The organism is Micromonospora sp. SD19, from assembly GCF_054462275.1.
Genome location: NZ_JBTLMN010000013.1, coordinates 62,584 through 76,706 on the forward strand (window position 1 = coordinate 62,584; position 14,123 = coordinate 76,706).

Genomic DNA, 14,123 nt, shown 5'->3' on the forward strand with positions numbered 1-14,123 from the left:
CCTTCCGTACGCGCGGCGCGCGCACTTCCGGCGAGCCGCATTCCCCCGAAGACCCCGCTTACGCCTCCCACCAGCAGAAGTGTCGGTGGTCGGCCCTAGGCTGGCCGCCCGGCCACGAAAAGGAGCGCCCGATGCCTGTCGACCTCAGCGCGGCCGAGGCGCTCGCGCTGCGGATGACCAGCTTGTTGCTGCGCCCGCAGCCGAGCACCCGACCCGGTACCGTCGCCGAGGTGGTCGAGTGGTTCGGCGCGATGCAGGCACAGGATCTGGCCAGCGGGTTGTGGTCGCTGGGGGCCCGACTGCCCGGTTGCCGGGTGACCGACGTGCAGGCGGCGTTGGAGCGGCGTGAGGCGCTGCGCACCTGGCCGATGCGGGGCACCGTGCACCTCGTGCCGTCCGCCGACGCCCGTTGGATGCTGGAGCTGACCGGTGTCCGATCGCTGGCCGCCGTGGCGACCCGGCGGGCGCAGCTCGGGCTCAGCGAGGCCGACGCGGACCGGGCGGTGGACGTCCTGGGTGCCGCGTTGGCCGGCGGTGGTCGGCTCACCCGCGCGCAGTGCCTGGCCGCCCTGCGGGCCGCCGGCCTGGGCACCGACGGGCAGCGCGGCTACCACCTGCTGTGGTATGCGAGCGTTCGCGGGGTGACCTGCGTGGCGCCCAACGTCGGCACCGAGCAGACCTTCGCCCTGCTCGACGAGTGGGCACCCGAGTCTCGCCGGTTGGAGCGGGACGAGGCGCTGGCCGTGCTCGCCCACCGCTACGTTCGCTCGCACGGCCCGGTCACCGACCGCGAGTTCGCCGGGTGGAGCGGGCTCACCCTCACCGACGCCCGGCGCGGCCTGACCGCCGCCGACGACGCGCTGAGCACCGTACGGGTCGACGGCACACCGATGTACGTCGACGCGGCAGTGCCAGACGCCCCGCGCACCAAGGCGGACGACGTGCTGGCGTTGCCCGGTTTCGACGAGTACCTGCTCGGCTTCCGGGACCGCACGTTGATGCTCGACCCCGCCCACCAGGCGGCGGTGGTGCCGGGCAACAACGGCATCTTCCAGGCCACAGTGGTGCGCGCCGGTCGGGTGGTCGGCGTGTGGAAGCGCAAGATCACCCGCACCGGGGTCACCGTGACCGTCCGGCCGCTCACGCCGCTGGACGTCGCCGCGCGGGCCCGGGTGGAGCAGGCGCTCGGGCGCTACGCCGACTTCCTCGGGCTGCCGGCCCGCTTCGACTGGCTGACCTGACCGACGGCGTCACGCGGCGGCGGCGGGTCGGCCGCTCGTGGGCGGGCGGCGCTGAGCAGGTCGGCGATCCGCCTCACCCGGGGATCTTCGCGGATCTGCGCCACGCTGGCCGGCAGCGGCAGCCGCCAGTTCGGGTACTCGTCCACCGTGCCCGGCATGTTGGGTTGGCGCACCTCGCCCAGCACGTCGTAGAGGGAGACGCCGAGCAGCCGGGTCGGGCTGGCCGCGAGCGCGGCGTGCATCGACACCACCACCTCGCCGTCGTCGGGTGTCGCTGGCGCGTCGGGCCGTGCCGGGTCGACGGTCGGCGTCGGTGTCGGTGTCGGTGTCGGTGTCGGCAGCAGGTTCTCGGTGCGCAGCATCGTGAGCAGCCGGTCGCGGTCGGCGGCGGCGCGGGCCCGCTCCACCGCCACGTCGGTGCCGAGCAGTTTCAACTCGTCGCGCACCCGCACGTGCTCACCGGTGAGGAAGCCCGGTGCGGTGGGCAGGTCGTGGGTGGAGATCGTGGCGAGGGCGTTGCGCGGCCACCGGGCCGGTGGGACGAAGTCACCGTTGTCGTCGCGGGCGAACCACAGCACTGTCGAGCCGAGCATGTTGCGCCCCCGCAACCCTCGGGTCACCGCCGGTTGGACGGTGCCGAGATCCTCGCCGACCACCACCGCGCCGGCCCGGTGCGCCTCCAGCGCGAGGATGCCGAGCATCGCCTCGGCGTCGTAGCGCACGTAGGTGCCCTCGGCCGCGCCGCCGCCCGGCGGCACCCACCACAGTCGCCACAGGCCGGCGACGTGATCGACCCGCAGGCCACCGGCGTGCCGCAGAGCCCGGCGCAGCATGTCCCGGTAGGCGGCGTAGCCGGTGGCGGCGAGCCGGTCCGGACGCCACGCGGCGAGGCCCCAGTCCTGGCCGAGCTGGTTGAAGTCGTCCGGCGGGGCACCGACCCGCACGCCCTGGGCCAGCACGTCGGCGAGCTGCCAGCCGTCCGCGCCGCCCGGGTCGATGCCGACGGCCAGGTCGTGCACGACGCCGACCGGCATCCCCGCCGCGCGGGCCGCCGCGGTGACGGCGTCGAGCTGCTCGTCGCACAGCTGTTGCAGCCAGGCGTAAAAGGTGACCCGGTCGGCGAGCTGCCGACGCTGCTCGGCGACCGCCGGGGCGTCCGGGTGGCGCAGCTGCGCCGGCCAGGCCCGCCAGTCGTTGCCGTGCCGCTCGGCGAGCGCGCACCAGGTGGCGAAGCTGGTCAGTGCCGGGTCCGCGGTGAGGTCCACCGGCCGGGCGTGAGGGTGCAGCAACTCCAGGGCGTGCCGCTTGGCGGACCACACCTCGTCGTAGTCGATCAGAGGTCCCCGGTCGGGGCGCAACGCGTCGACCACCGCACGGGTCGCCGGGTCCGCCGCGCGGTACGCGGCGGTGTCGCTGACCCGCAGGTACAGCGGGTTGACGAAGCGTCGGCTGGCGGGCGAATACGGTGAGGTGGCCACCGGGTGCGCCGGCCCCACCGCGTGCAGCGGGTTGAGCAGCACCAGCCCCGCCCCGGTCGCCCCGGCCCACTCGGTGAAGTCGGCGAGGTCACCGAGATCGCCCATGCCCCAGGAGCGCTCCGAATTGAGCGCGTAGAGCTGAAGCATCCAGCCCCAGGCCCGGGGTGGCACCGGGAGCCGGCGCGGCACCACCACCACTGTGACCTCCCGGTCGGCGCAGGCCAGCCGGTGCCAACCCAGCGGCAGGTTGGCCGGCAACTCACCGTCGACCGCCCGCCGACCACCGTCCTCCAGGGTGAGCACCCCCGGGCCGGGCAGCGCCCGGCTGCGGCCGTGGGTGAGCACGACCGTCTCCGGCAGGGCGCCCCGGTCGACAGCGCGGACGGCGGCGAGGGCGTCGGCGATCGCCGCCGGGCTGGTGGCGTCCACGCCGAGCAGCCCCAGCACACCCACCACGGTCTCCGGTGCGACCTCGACGCGGCGGTGCCGCCAATCCTCGTACCAGGTGGAAACACCGTGCGCGTTGGCCAGCGCGGCCAATCGTCGGTTCATCCCCATCCCCCGCCCCGAAACGTGACCTGCAACCACCCTCCCACCCCCGCGCCCTACCCGCTCACCGGCAGCGCCGATCTTGCACTTTCTGTCCCGACATAAGGGGCGTTCGACCTATGTCGACAACAGTTACTGCAAGATCGGCGCTAGCTGGCTAGCTGGCTAGTCGGCGAGCGCGCCGGCGGCCCGACCCTCGTGCAGGGTCAGGTTGCGGCCGTTGGTCGGGTCGAACAGGTGGATCTTCTCCAGGTTGAACCAGACCCGCCGCGTCTGCCCCTCGGCGACCGGGGACTCGGCGGACAGCCGGGTCACCAGGTTGCCGCCGGCACCGGCGAAGTCGGCGGCGCCCGCGTCGGCGGCCAACTCCTCCAACTCGGCGGCGCTGGCCTTCTCACCCTCGACGGTGAAGTAGACGTACTTGTCCGAGCCCATCGACTCGACGATGTCCACCGGCGCCTCGAACTCCATGCCCCGCCGACGCGTGTCGTCGTCGACCAGTTCGGCGTCCTCGAAGTGCTCCGGCCGGATGCCGAGGATCAGCTCACGGGGCGCGTCGGCCGCCTCCAACTCCCGGCGAACACGGTCGCCGAGCGGCACCTGCCCCAGGGCGGTGTGCAACTCGCCGTCCTGCACGGCGGCGTGCAGGAAGTTCATCGACGGTGAGCCGATGAAGCCGGCCACGAAGAGGTTGCGGGGGTGGTCGTACAGCTCCTGCGGTGGCCCGACCTGCTGTACCGCGCCACCCCGCATGATCACCACGCGGTCGCCGAGGGTCATCGCCTCGGTCTGGTCGTGGGTGACGTAGACGGTGGTGGTGCCGAGCTGCTTCTGCAGGCGGGACACCACCGTGCGCATCTGCACCCGCAGCTTGGCGTCGAGGTTGGACAACGGTTCGTCCATCAGGAACGCCTTCGGCTGGCGGACGATGGCGCGGCCCATCGCCACCCGCTGGCGCTGACCACCGGAGAGGTTGGCCGGCTTGCGGTCCAGCAGCGAGGTCAGCTCCAGCACCTTCGCCGCTTCGTCGACCTTCTGGTTGATGGTCTCCTTGTCCAGCTTCGCCAGCCGCAGCGGGAACGCCATGTTCTCCCGCACCGTCATGTTCGGGTAGAGCGCGTACGACTGGAACACCATGGCGATGTCCCGGTCCCGGGGAGCCTTGTCGTTGACCCGCTGCCCGCCGATGCGCAGCTCACCGGAGCTGATGTCCTCCAGCCCGGCGATCATGTTGAGGGTGGTGGACTTCCCGCAGCCGGACGGCCCGACCAGGATCACGAACTCGCCGTCGGCGATCTCCAGGTCGACGTCCTGCACGGCGACGGTCCCGTCCGGGAAGCTCTTGCTCACCTTGTCCAGCACGATGTCAGCCATGACTTTCCACCTATCCCTTGACTGCGCCGGAGGTCAGACCGGACACAATGCGACGCTGGAAGAAGAGGACGAACAGGATGATCGGAACGGTGATCACCACTGCGGCGGCGCAGATCGCCCCGGTGGGGTCCTCGAACTGCGACTCGCCGGTGAAGAACGACAGCGCGACCGGCACCGTACGGGCACGTTCGGTGGAGGTCAGCGTGATGGCGAACAGGAAGTCGTTCCAGCAGAAGATGAAGACCAGGATCGCCGTGGTGAACAACCCGGGCGCGGCCAGCGGCGCGATCACCCGCCGGAACGCCTGCCCCTGGGTGGCGCCGTCCATCTTCGCGGCCTTCTCCAGGTCCCAGGGGATCTGCTTGAAGAACGCCGACAGCGTGTAGATCGCCAGCGGCAGCGCGAAGGTGATGTACGGCAGGATCAGCCCGGGCCAGGTGTCGAACAGGCCCAGCTGCCGCTCGATCTCGAACAGCGGCGACACCAGTGACACCTGCGGGAACATCGCGATCAGCAGGGAGACGCCGACCAGCAGCTTCTTGCCGGGGAAGTCCAACCGGCTGATCGCGTACGCGGCCATCGCACCGAGCACCACAGCGATCAGCGTGGCGATCAACGCGATGCCGATCGAGTTGATCAGTGCCCGGACGAACTGGTCGGTGTCGAAGATGGTCCGGTAGTTGTCGAGCGTCCATTCCCGGGGGATGAAGTTCCCGTCGGTGAGGGTGGCCGGCGTCTTGAACGACAGCGACGCGATCCACAGCACCGGGACCAGCGCGAAGACGACCACGAGGACGTCGAGCAGACCCCAGCGCAGCTTCGCCCGGGTGGTGGTTTCGACAGCCATGTCAGCGCCTCTCTCCGTCGTCGCTACCCGGGGCAGCGGTGCCGAACAGCTTCACGAAGACGAACGCGATGATCGCCACGGTGATGAAGATCAGCACCGACATCGTCGAGCCGATGCCGAGGTTGAGGCCCCGGATCAGGTTGTTGTAGGCGAGCATCGACACCGACGACGTCTCGTTGCCTCCGGCGGTCAACACGAAGATGTTGTCGAAGACCCGGAACGCGTCCAGGGTGCGGAACAGCAACGCGACAAGGATCGCCGGCTTCATCACCGGCAGCATCACCTTGGTGAACTTCTGCCAGGCGGTCGCGCCGTCGGTGGAGGCCGCCTTGAGCAGGTCCTCCGGCACCAGCGCCAACCCGGCCATCAGCAGCAGCGCCATGAACGGGGTGGTCTTCCAGATCTCCGCGAGCATGATGATCGCCAGCGAGCTGGCCCGCTCGGTCAGCGGCGCGCCGTCGCTGAACAGGTTGGCCAGGTAGCCGGTGCCGGGCGTCCAGGCGTACCGCCAGGAGAACGCGGCGACCACCGTGACGATCCCGTACGGGATCAGCGCCGAGGTCCGGACCAGGCCGCGCCCGATCAGGGTGCGGTGCATGATGATCGCCAGGCCCATGCCGAGCACCAGCTCGACGGCCACGGTGACCACCGTGATCAGCATGGTCACCCCGAACGCGGTCCACCAGAACTCGTTGGTGAGCACCGTGACGTAGTTCTCCAACCCGATGAACTCACGCTGATCGGGGAAGCGCAGGTCGAAGCGCTGCAACGACAGCCAGACCGAGTAGATGATCGGGTACGCGGTCACCGCGATCATGACCAGCGCGGCGGGCGCGCAGAGCAGCAGGCCGAGCCGGCGTTCGGCTTTCTTGTTCTCGCTCAGTGGGGGCTTGCGACGGCCGCCACGTTGGGCGGGCACTGTGGCGCGCCGGCCGGTGGCGCCACTGGTCTCGTCGGCGGCGACATCGGCGCCGGTGGGCGTGGCGTTGATGCTCACGGCGTCACCTCTTCTCGCGACTGCGGGGCTCGCAAAACCGGCTCACTCCGAGCGCTCACGGCAGGACCCCCTTCGACTGGAGGGCGTCGGCGATGGCGTCGCGCAGCTCGTCGGCGGTCTGCTGCGGGCTGATCCCGGACGGCGGCGACAGGATCGCCGACATCACCGTGGAGATGCTCTGGTAGGCGGGGGTCAGCGGACGCGTCGCCGGCTCCTTCAGCTCCTCCAGGATGGTGTCCTTCATCGGGTACGCCTCGGTCATCTCCGGGTCGTCGAAGACCGCCTCGATGGTGGGCGGTACGCCGTCGTTGATGGCGGAGAACTTCTGGTGCTCGGCGCTGCGGATGCACCGGGCCGCCTCGAAGGACTGCTCGGGGTGCTTGGAGTAGGAGCTGACCGCCAGGTTGACCCCACCGATGGTGACCTTGCTGGGGGTGCCGTCGTCGATGCCCGGGATCCGAGCCCAGCCGACCTGCTTGGCCAGCTCCGGGTTCGCCTCCTGCAAAGCCGGGTAGACGAACGGCCAGTTCACCTGGAACGCGCCGGCGCCGGACTGGAACTCCAGCCGGACCGGGTCCTCAGTGGCGTTGCTGAACGACGGCGACGTCACGCCCGACGTGGCGAACTTCTTCAGCTGCTCCAACGCCCGGACGGTGCCCTGGTCCATCACGGCCTTCGTACCGTCGTCGTTGAGGATCTTCCCGCCGGCGCTCTCGGCGAGGGTGTTGTAGAGAACGACCAGGCCCTCGTACTGGGCGCCCATGGTGAGCACCTGGTACGGCTTGCCCTGCTCCTTGAGCTGCTGGGCGGCGCTGATCATCTGGTCCCAGGTGGTCGGCGGCTGCGGCACCAGGTCCTTGCGGTACCAGAGCAGCTGGACGTTGGTGTTCTTCGGTGCCGCGTACAGCTTGTCCTCGTACCGGGCGGTGGCCAGCGGTCCGGCGAGGGTGCCCTGCTCGACCTCGGCCTTGTCCTGGCCGGTCCACTCGCGGATCCAGTCGGCGCTGGCGAACTCCTGGGTCCAGGTGACGTCCAGCCCGAGCAGATCCATCCCGCTGTCCTCGGCGGCGAGCCGGCGCACCATCTGCACCCGCTGGTCGTCGGCCTGCCGGGGCAGCACCCGGTAGGCGATCTCGTACCGCCCCTGGGCCTGCGCGTTGCAGTCGTCGACGACCTTCTGCAGGTTCTGCTCGGGCGGGTAGTACAGGTTGATCGTCGGTGGGCCACCCGCGTCGTCGGCGCCGCACGCGGCCAGCGGCGCGACGAGTGCCAGCGCGGCAGCCGCCGCGCCCAGCCGAACAACCGGCCGGCGTCGGTGTCGAGCCGTGTCGGGGTCCGTCATCGCCCTCCCCCTCTCCTCGGCGAAAGACCGGGGAAGGGCATCCGTGCCCCGGCGCACGGCGAGCCGACTCCGACCCGGCAAGCTGCGGAAACGCCGGCGCGGAGGCTCTGTAGCGGCTACTCTGCCCCAGCCGTGAAGCCGCGAAACCTGGCTGTCAGAGCGAGAGCCCGGCCGCCTCTGCCGGCGCCGCCACCAGGTGCGTGATCAACTCGACTTCCTGAAAGTCGGGCCATCACCGCACCAGGGAAGCCTCGCTTTTCTGAAAGCCGAGTCGATCACGCGCGGGGACGGCGCTCCCGTGCGGAACGAGGCGCTCCCCCGCCGGCAGTCAACCGAGCTGATCAAGGAAGTGGCGAAGTCATGGGCATGCTGACCCCCCAATGGCGCAAGTCGACCCGGTCCGGCGGCAACGGTGGAGCCTGCGTCGAAGTCGCCGACAATCTGCCGAACGTGGTGCTGGTGCGCGACACCAAGGACCGCGACGGCGGCACTCTGCATGTCGACCCGGCAGCCTGGAAGGCGTTCGTCGCCTACGCCAGGCAGCACTGAACGCGAACTCGGAGATCTTGGACAGTTTCCGTCCGGGCAGAACGGAAACTGTCCAAGATCTACTCTGAAAGGTCTCGCGACCGCCGGCAGTCGCGCCCGGACCAGGCATGCTGGAACCATGCTGGCCCGTTTCAAGGATCTCTGTCTGGATGCCAACGACGCGCTGGCGCTCGGCGCCTTCTGGGCCCGGATACTCGACGGTGACGTGGCTGACGCCGGTGACGGCGACACCCGGGTGGACCCGCGCTCCGCGCGCTCGGACGCCGAGTCGATCTGGGTGAACAGGGTGCCCGAGCCCCGGGTCGGCCGGACCCGCGTACACCTGGATCTGCGGTTGGCCGACGCGGACCCGGCGGCGCTGCTCGCGGAGGGCGCCCGGCTGGTGCGCGAGCCGGACGACGACGCCGGCCGGTGGGTGCTGGCCGACCCCGACGGCAACGAGTTCTGTGCCCTCGCGGCCGACGCCGACAGCCACCCGGGCCCGTTCCAGCTGGTGGTGGACGCGCTCGACCCGGCCGCCCAGGCGATGTGGTGGGCCAGCGTGCTCGGCGGCACCGTCGAGTACGGGCCGACCGAAGCGGCGGTGCTCGGGGCCGCGGGCCTGCCCTGGGAGCGCTTTGTCTTCGACGGGGTGAGCGAGCCCAAGACGGTCAAGAACCGCATGCACTGGGACGTCGAGTTGGCCGACCCGGAGCCGACGGCGCTGATCGCGGCGGGCGCGACGCTGCTGCGGGAGCCGCTCGACGAGGCGCACTGGTGGTGGGTGCTGGCCGACCCGGAGGGCAACGAGTTCTGCGCCTTCGCACCAGAGCGCACCGGGTGAACGACCGACTACCGGGCGCGGGCGTCGTCGGCTAGCGTTTTCCTAGCGCCGCAGCCGGCGCGTTCGCCGCCGCCGTCGACACGCCTCCGGCCGACCCACGCCTGCCCGATCGGTTGGTAATCGCGGGAACGTCCCACCGCCGCTCCCCCGGTTCGGCAGGATCGTCCCAACGAGGAGGTGCCGTCGTGCAGGACACCCGCGCTCTCGCCCTGACATTCGAGGTGAGCGGCCTGCCACCGGTCAAGACCGAAGCGTTGTCCATCTTCGCCGCCGGGCATCGGCAGGCGACGAGGGTCCGCACCCTGCTCCAGGCCGCCCTCGGCGCGGCCCAGCGCACCGGCTGGACGCCGTTGCCCGGGCCGATCGAGGTGGACCTGGTGTTGCGCTGCCCGCCCGGGCACCGTACGTCCGACGCCAGCACCCTGCTCGGCGGCGTCTGCGCGGTGTTGCAGGACAAGAAGCGGGTGTCGAGCATCGGCCTCACCCACCTCGGCGTCCTGGTGGACGTCGCCCTCTACGACGACGACCGGCAGATCCGCCGGTTGTCGTACCACGAGGAGCCGGCGGAGGACTTCTCATACCAGGTGCGGGTCGCCGCCGTACCGAACGGGGTTTGACCGGCGTTCGCGGTGGGGTACCGCGGACGCCGACGAAGGGAGCACCGATGTCGGAGCCACATGTCACGCTCGACCCCCGCGGGCTCGACCCTGTGCAGCAGAAGCTGCGCGGCCCGCTGGAAGAGCAGCTCACCTCGGCGCTTCAGGCGGCCACCGACCGGGTCCGCGCCGACTACGCGGGCGAACCGGTGGAACAGGTCTGCCAGCGACTGCTGGAGGAGACCCGCTCCGGGTTGCACCCCGACATCGCCGCCGGGTTCAACCCGGACATGGACGAGTTCTGCCGGGTGGCGGTGGCGATCGTCCGGCGCGAGGCCGACTGAGCCCTCAGCGCCGGTCAGTACCGGCCGAGCTGGGCGTACGGGCTGAGCACGATGCGCGGTGACAGCGCCGGGTTCAGCCAGTTGAGCACGGCTACCAGGTGCCCGTGCGCGAGCGAGACGCAACCAGCAGTGGCGTTGCCGGCGCTGGTGCTGAACTGGTGCAGGAAGATCCCGCTGCCCTTGTTCGGCACCGGCTTCGGCACGTTCGGCGCCATGTTGTAGGTGATCACCGCGAAGTGCGTGTACGCGGGAACCTCCTGCCACAGTGCCTCGCTGGCCCCGCCCGGGTTGGTCGCACTGTGCTGGAAGGTGTTGTAGAGCGACGACGACGGGTTCTCGTTCCACCAGTCGCCGCTGACCAACCGGTGGTAGGGGTATCGCACGCCCGGGTTGGCGGCGATGCCGTACATGGTCTGACCGATCGAGTAGACGCCGGTCGGCGTGGTCGGCACCCCCTCCACGTGGTTGTCGCTGAAGCCCTTCGAGCCGATCCGGGCGGGCAACGGCGCCGAGACCGGCTGCCAACCGATGCGGGCCCGCACGAACATCTCCACTGTGGCGTAGGTGGTGGTGTAGCTGCTCGCGCCGACGATGATCACCTGCTTCGTCTCCGTCGGCAGCGTGGTCAGCGCGCTGGCCCGGTTCTGGCGCTGCCGCCCCGGCCACTGTCGCTGCGTCGGGTCCGTGCCCCAGCCCGGCCGCAGCGGCCCGCCCGCACCGATCGCGGGCGCGGCCGGGGCGAGCACGGTCGGGGCGGCCAGACCTGCCGCCACACCGAGGAGGAAAGATCTGCGCTTCATGCCCGCCATCCTGACAGTCGAACGGACCGGCGGCCCGCCCCCACGCGCCACTGTCGACGAATTCGCGGGCGGTCAGGACCGGGTCCGCAACTACCCGGCCCTGACCCCCGGCCGTCCGACAGGGGAGCGGACAGCTCCGGCACCCGCCGCGCGGGCGTGACACGACGCCGCGCGCCACAACGGGGTGAGCCGGCCCACTCCGCACTCAGCTCCACGGTGCTCACCCGCCGAACGCCGACGCGCCCCGGCACACCCCGAAAGGCCGTGAGCGCCGGACCAGGTTAGGTGGGCTCCGACCGGCCGGACAAGCCGCGTCGGACGACCGGGGGCAGGACTTATCCCACTGTGAAAATCGGGCAGGTCGGCGTAACACGACCATGATCGCGGACGCTGTTGGGATTCCCGGACGGTCAGAAGTGCCGCAGCAGGTCACGGAACGCGGCGAGCCGCAGCACCCCGTCGTCGGTCGGGTCCAGCTCGTCGTCCTCCAGCACCCACGTGTTCGCGTTCGGGATGAACACCGCGTTCAACCCGGCCGCCCGCGCCGGCAGGATGTCGGACTTCGGGGAGTTGCCGATCATCCACGCGCCGGCCGGCGCGAAGCCGTGCTCCCGAGTGAGCCACCGATACGTGTCGACGTTCTTCTCGGCGACGATGTGCGCGGCCCCGAAGTGGTGCAGCAGGCCGCAGGCGTCCAGCTTGCGTTGCTGCTCCTCCTGGTCACCCTTGGTCAGCAGCAACAGCTCGTGCCGGCCGGCCAGGTCGTCGAGCGCGTCGGCCACCCCGGGCATCAGCTCCACCTGGTGCTCGACGAGGGCCACCGCCAACCGGTCGATCTCCTGGCGTTCGCTTTCGGTGGCCGGTCGCTCGCGCAGCCGCTCCAGACACTCGGCCAGACTGCGCAGGAAGACCTTGCTGCCGTACCCGTGCGCCACCGCGTTGGCCCGTTCGATGTCGTCGAGGACGGCCCGCAGCTCGGCCCGGTCCAGGGTGGGATGGTCCAGCCAGCCCAGGAAGTCGTCGATCACCCGCTCGAAGACCACGTTGTTCTCCCACAACGTGTCGTCCGCGTCGAAGATCAGCACCTGCGCGTCCCGCCGTGCCCCCGCACCGACCGTCATGCCATCCCCTCCCCGCGCCCACCGCCCGGCAGGCCGAGGGACAGGGTAGGCGGCCGACACCCGGCAGAGCCCATGGTTTTCCGCCCGGCGAGCGTGGTCACGGCCACCGCAGCAACCGTTGGGCGATCAACGCCTCGCGGTCCTCCTGCCCCTCGGGTCGGAGCCGGCCACCACGGGTGAGCATCACCACGCCGTGCAACAGGCTCCAACCCACCTCGGCGAGGGTGTCCGGGTCCCGCCCCTCGGCCAGCGGGGTCAGGGCCGCCCGCAGCTCCGCGAAGACCGCCCGTGGCGCGGCCGGCACACCATCCGCGCCGAGGGCCAGGTCGGGGGTCAGCGCGAGCATCGCGTCATAGACCTCAGGATTCGTGTACGCGAAGTCGAGGTACGCGGTAGCGACGGCCGGCCAGACCCCGTCGGGGCTGCCGACGCTCTCCGCGTGCGCCTCGGCCAGATCGGCGGCCAGATCGGCGAAGGCACACACGGCGACGGCGGCGATCAGCGCCTCCAGGTCGGCGAAGTGCCGGTAGATGTCACCCATGTCGATCGCGGTCCGTTCGGCGAGTCGTCGGGTGGTCACCCCCGACCAGCCCTCCGTCTCGGCCAGTTCCCGCGCGGCCGTGACGATGCGGTCACGCCGGTCCTGTTCAGCGGCCTTCTCGGCAGGTCCGGGCACGCACCCGAGCGTAAGGGCGCACACCCGTCGTAGCGGCCGGGTGACGGATTGGTGACTGTTGTGGTTGGCCGGACGCCTCCCGTCCCGTGCCACCGCCGCCGTCCTGGCTCGTTAGGTGAGGAGATCACCACGACGGGAGGGCACGTGGTCGTACGGGGGCACCGACGCGTGGCGCGACGATGAGGAGCGCCAGCGACGTCCGGCTGCTCCGCGACGACGCCACCCGGCAGCGCGCGACCTTCCTGGAACTCTTCCTCGACCTGGTCTTCGTCTTCGCCCTCACCCGGATCTCCGCGCGGCTGATCGTCGACTTCACCGACGGCCACCGCGGCGTGTACGCGGGCCTCGGCCAGGCTCTGCTGCTGTTCCTGGCGCTCTGGGCGGTCTGGTCGGTGACGGTCTGGTCGACCAGTTGGCTGGACCCGGACGCCCCGATCGTCCAGACCGTCATCATCATGACGTTGGTCGGTGCCATGACGATGGCCGTCGCCGTGCCCGACGGCTTCGGCGCGCGGGCTTCCCTCTTCGCCATCACCCTGGTGACCCTCCAGATCGGCCGGGTGGTGTATTTCCACCTCGCCGGGCACGGCCGGCCGGATCCCCACCAGTCCATCCGGATCCTGTTCTGGTTCGGCCTGAGCACACCGCTCTGGGTCGGCGGCGGGCTGGTCACCGACGGCACCGTCCGCGGGGCACTCTGGACGCTCGCCGTGCTGATCGACTACACCGGGCTCTTCCTCGGCTGGCCGACCCCCCGACTCGGCGCGCGACGGATCGGCGTCCAGATGATCGCGGCCGAGCACCTGGCCGAGCGGTACCAGCAGTTCCTTCTCATCGCTCTCGGCGAGGCGATCTTCGTCATCGGGCTCGCCTTCAGCGGCAGCGAGTTCCACACCGACCAGACGGGTGGGTTCGTCCTGGCGCTGGCGAGCACCGTCCTGCTCTGGCGGATCTACTTCCACGTGGCGGGCGGAGTGTTGGGCGCGGCCGTCGACAGCTCCCGCGACCCGGCGCGGCTGGCGACCGGCATGGCGTTCGCCCACATGGTCATGATCGCGGGAATCGTGCTGACCGGCGTCGGCTTCGAGTTGTTCATCACCGAACCGCTCGGGCACCTCCCGACGGCCTGGCTCATCGCCATCCTCGGCGGCCCGGCGCTCTTCCTCACCGGGCGTTCCACCCTCGAATACCAGGTCTTCGCCCGGGTGTCCCGGTCCCGGCTGGCCGGCCTGCTGGCCCTCGGCCTGCTGGCACCGGCGGCACCGCACCTCCAACCGCTCACCGCCGGCGCGGTCGCCGCCGTGGTGCTGCTCGGCGTCGCCGCGGCGGACACCCGACGCTCACGCCGCCGTCCCGCGGAGACACCCGCTCCCCCGTACTAGCCGC

At 70.8% G+C, this 14,123-nt stretch carries 15 protein-coding genes; 7 read left to right on the plus strand and 8 right to left on the minus strand.

Going from position 1 to position 14,123, the window contains the following annotated elements; genetic code table 11:
• Positions 1 to 131 precede the first annotated feature (131 nt).
• Complete coding sequence (locus ACX27O_RS30080) at positions 132 to 1,241, plus strand: winged helix DNA-binding domain-containing protein (protein WP_458940456.1); 1,110 nt, start codon at positions 132 to 134, stop codon at positions 1,239 to 1,241.
• Here ACX27O_RS30080 and malQ read toward each other — a convergent pair.
• From malQ to ACX27O_RS30105, 5 genes are all read right to left on the minus strand, one after another.
• Positions 1,193 to 3,271: a 4-alpha-glucanotransferase gene (malQ, locus tag ACX27O_RS30085; RefSeq protein WP_458940457.1), complete on the minus strand. Its 2,079-nt coding sequence runs from the start codon at positions 3,269 to 3,271 to the stop codon at positions 1,193 to 1,195. The genes ACX27O_RS30080 and malQ overlap by 49 nt on opposite strands.
• 162 nt (positions 3,272 to 3,433) lie before the next feature.
• The gene (locus ACX27O_RS30090) at positions 3,434 to 4,642 is read right to left on the minus strand and encodes an ABC transporter ATP-binding protein (RefSeq protein WP_030328684.1); all 1,209 of its coding nucleotides are present in this window, start codon (positions 4,640 to 4,642) and stop codon (positions 3,434 to 3,436) included.
• A gap of 10 nt (positions 4,643 to 4,652) precedes the next feature.
• The gene (locus ACX27O_RS30095; protein ID WP_030328686.1) at positions 4,653 to 5,489 is read right to left on the minus strand and encodes a carbohydrate ABC transporter permease; all 837 of its coding nucleotides are present in this window, start codon (positions 5,487 to 5,489) and stop codon (positions 4,653 to 4,655) included.
• A gap of 1 nt (position 5,490) precedes the next feature.
• Positions 5,491 to 6,486, minus strand: coding sequence for a carbohydrate ABC transporter permease (locus ACX27O_RS30100; RefSeq protein WP_307857794.1), 996 nt, complete (start codon positions 6,484 to 6,486; stop codon positions 5,491 to 5,493).
• Between the two features lie 55 nt (positions 6,487 to 6,541).
• Positions 6,542 to 7,828, minus strand: coding sequence for an ABC transporter substrate-binding protein (locus ACX27O_RS30105; RefSeq protein ID WP_210860509.1), 1,287 nt, complete (start codon positions 7,826 to 7,828; stop codon positions 6,542 to 6,544).
• Between the two features lie 366 nt (positions 7,829 to 8,194).
• On the opposite strand from ACX27O_RS30105, the gene ACX27O_RS30110 reads away from it, so the two are divergent.
• From ACX27O_RS30110 to ACX27O_RS30125, 4 genes are all read left to right on the plus strand, one after another.
• Positions 8,195 to 8,377, plus strand: coding sequence for a DUF397 domain-containing protein (locus ACX27O_RS30110; protein ID WP_210860512.1), 183 nt, complete (start codon positions 8,195 to 8,197; stop codon positions 8,375 to 8,377).
• 118 nt (positions 8,378 to 8,495) lie between these two features.
• A complete protein-coding gene (locus ACX27O_RS30115; RefSeq protein ID WP_458940458.1) occupies positions 8,496 to 9,200 on the plus strand; it encodes a VOC family protein in 705 nt (234 codons plus the stop codon).
• A gap of 185 nt (positions 9,201 to 9,385) precedes the next feature.
• Positions 9,386 to 9,817: a RusA family crossover junction endodeoxyribonuclease gene (locus tag ACX27O_RS30120; RefSeq protein WP_030328697.1), complete on the plus strand. Its 432-nt coding sequence runs from the start codon at positions 9,386 to 9,388 to the stop codon at positions 9,815 to 9,817.
• Positions 9,818 to 9,864: 47 nt separating this feature from the next.
• Complete coding sequence (locus tag ACX27O_RS30125) at positions 9,865 to 10,140, plus strand: hypothetical protein (protein WP_030328699.1); 276 nt, start codon at positions 9,865 to 9,867, stop codon at positions 10,138 to 10,140.
• A 14-nt stretch (positions 10,141 to 10,154) separates the two neighbouring features.
• Here the strand turns inward: ACX27O_RS30125 and ACX27O_RS30130 are convergent, their stop codons facing one another.
• Positions 10,155 to 10,940 (minus strand): L,D-transpeptidase family protein, encoded by a 786-nt coding sequence (locus ACX27O_RS30130; protein WP_458940459.1) that lies wholly within the window; start codon positions 10,938 to 10,940, stop codon positions 10,155 to 10,157.
• Here ACX27O_RS30130 and ACX27O_RS30135 point away from each other — a divergent pair.
• A complete protein-coding gene (locus tag ACX27O_RS30135) occupies positions 10,939 to 11,100 on the plus strand; it encodes a hypothetical protein (RefSeq protein WP_156057313.1) in 162 nt (53 codons plus the stop codon). The genes ACX27O_RS30130 and ACX27O_RS30135 overlap by 2 nt on opposite strands.
• 250 nt (positions 11,101 to 11,350) lie before the next feature.
• On the opposite strand, the gene ACX27O_RS30140 is transcribed toward ACX27O_RS30135, so the two are convergent.
• Positions 11,351 to 12,061, minus strand: coding sequence for an HAD family hydrolase (locus ACX27O_RS30140; RefSeq protein WP_030328703.1), 711 nt, complete (start codon positions 12,059 to 12,061; stop codon positions 11,351 to 11,353).
• Between the two features lie 97 nt (positions 12,062 to 12,158).
• Positions 12,159 to 12,737 carry a TetR/AcrR family transcriptional regulator gene (locus ACX27O_RS30145; RefSeq protein ID WP_458940460.1) on the minus strand — a complete coding sequence of 193 codons (579 nt, stop codon included), beginning with the start codon at positions 12,735 to 12,737 and terminating at the stop codon, positions 12,159 to 12,161.
• A gap of 179 nt (positions 12,738 to 12,916) precedes the next feature.
• Here ACX27O_RS30145 and ACX27O_RS30150 point away from each other — a divergent pair, with 179 nt between their 5' ends.
• Positions 12,917 to 14,119, plus strand: a complete 1,203-nt coding sequence (locus tag ACX27O_RS30150; protein ID WP_210865334.1) for a low temperature requirement protein A — start codon at positions 12,917 to 12,919, stop codon at positions 14,117 to 14,119.
• Positions 14,120 to 14,123: the final 4 nt, after the last annotated feature.